Source organism: Streptomyces sp. ICN903 (genome assembly GCF_022015835.1).
Lineage (GTDB): Bacteria > Actinomycetota > Actinomycetes > Streptomycetales > Streptomycetaceae > Streptomyces > Streptomyces fenghuangensis.
Genome location: NZ_JAKMAY010000554.1, coordinates 1 through 1,557, shown reverse-complemented (window position 1 = coordinate 1,557; position 1,557 = coordinate 1). Strand labels below are relative to the sequence as shown.

Annotated in this window: 3 protein-coding genes; all 3 read right to left on the bottom strand. The window is 73.3% G+C overall.

Features of this window, described 5'->3' with window-relative positions; genetic code table 11:
• Nucleotides 1-61: 61 nt before the first annotated feature.
• Nucleotides 62-334, bottom strand: coding sequence for a phosphoribosyl-ATP diphosphatase (locus L7D48_RS28725; RefSeq protein ID WP_093656614.1), 273 nt, complete (start codon nucleotides 332-334; stop codon nucleotides 62-64).
• Nucleotides 335-368: 34 nt separating this feature from the next.
• Nucleotides 369-854 (bottom strand): 6,7-dimethyl-8-ribityllumazine synthase, encoded by a 486-nt coding sequence (gene ribH, locus L7D48_RS28720; RefSeq protein ID WP_093656616.1) that lies wholly within the window; start codon nucleotides 852-854, stop codon nucleotides 369-371.
• A 93-nt stretch (nucleotides 855-947) separates the two neighbouring features.
• Nucleotides 948-1,557 (bottom strand): GTP cyclohydrolase II (ribA, locus tag L7D48_RS28715; protein WP_237884019.1); only part of this gene is annotated, 610 nt, incomplete at its 5' end.

Sequence of the window (1,557 nt, the reverse complement as noted above, 5' to 3'; positions counted from 1 at the left end):
CGGGGGTACGGGCGGGGCGCGGTCGGCGGTGACGGATCCGGGGAGGATCCGGTGGCGCTTCCTACAGGTGAGCGTATACGTCGTCGAGGCCGATGCCCCGGGCGACCATCATCACCTGAAGGTGGTACAGCAGTTGGGAGATCTCCTCGGCGGTGCGCTCGGCTCCCTCGTGCTCCGCGGCCATCCACACCTCGGCGGCCTCCTCGACGACCTTCTTGCCGATGGTGTGGACGCCCGCGGCCACCAGTTCGGCGGTGCGGGAGGTGGCGGGGTCGCCGGTGGCGGCCTTCTGCTGGAGCTCGCCGAAGAGCTCCTCGAATGTCTTGTTCGCCATGGTGCCCCCTACCCTACGCCGGTCGCGGGCCCGCTCACCGCCAGGGTTCGGCGACGGTGCGCAGGACGGCGGCCGTGGCGACGGCGGCGGTGACCGCCTCGTGGCCCTTGTCCTCGCTGGAGCCCTCCAGCCCGGCGCGGTCCAGGGCCTGCTCCTCGGTGTCGCAGGTCAGCACGCCGAAGCCGACGGGCACGCCGGTCTCCACGGAGACCTGGGTGAGGCCGGCGGTGACGCCCTGGCAGACGTAGTCGAAGTGCGGGGTGCCGCCGCGGATGACGACGCCGAGGGCGACGACCGCGTCGTAGCCGCGGGCGGCCAGCACCTTGGCGGCGACGGGCAGCTCGAAGCTGCCGGGGACGCGCAGCACGGTGGGCTCGTGGATGCCCAGCTCGCCCAGGGCGCGCAGCGCGCCGTCGAGCAGGCCGCCCATCACCTTCTCGTGCCACTGCGCGGCGATCACGGCCACGCGCAGGTCGCCGCAGTTCTTGACGGTCAGTTCGGGGGCGCCCTTGCCGCTCACGTTGCTCCTCGTCGACGGGTCGTTCGGTGGGTGGGTGTGAAGGTGGGTGTTACGGGCGGGGATGTGCGGGTGGGTGCTACGGCGGGGCCGGTGTCACTGGCCGCCGCAGACGGGCACCGGTTCGCCGTCCAGCCAGGGCAGGTCGTGGCCCATGCGGTCCCGCTTGGTGCGCAGGTAGCGCAGGTTGTGCTCGCCCGCCTGGACGGGCATCGGCTCGCGGCCGGTGACGCGCAGACCGTACCGGGCGAGGGCGCCGGTCTTGTCGGGGTTGTTGGTCATCAGACGCAGGGAGCGCACGCCGAGGTCGGTGAGCATCCGCGCGGCGGCGGCGTAGTCGCGGGCGTCGGCGGGCAGGCCGAGCTCCAGGTTGGCGTCGAGGGTGTCGCGGCCCGCCTCCTGGAGCTGGTAGGCGCGCAGCTTGGACAGCAGGCCGATGCCCCGGCCCTCGTGTCCGCGCAGGTAGACCACCACGCCGCGGCCCTCGGCGGCCACGCGGCGCAGGGAGTCCTCCAGTTGGGGGCCGCAGTCGCAGCGCAGCGAGCCGAACACGTCGCCGGTCAGGCACTCGGAGTGCACCCGCACCAGTACGTTCTCGGCGCCCTCGACGTCCCCGGCGACCAGGGCGATGTGCTCCACTCCGTCGGCGGTGGAGCGGTAGCCGTGGGCGCGGAATTCGCCGTGGGCGGTGGGCAGGGAGGTGACG

Excerpts from the sequence above, each read along its gene's own strand:
- L7D48_RS28725 (WP_093656614.1), bottom strand. The coding sequence starts at position 334 with ATGGCGAACAAGACATTCGAGGAGCTCTTCGGCGAGCTCCAGCAGAAG.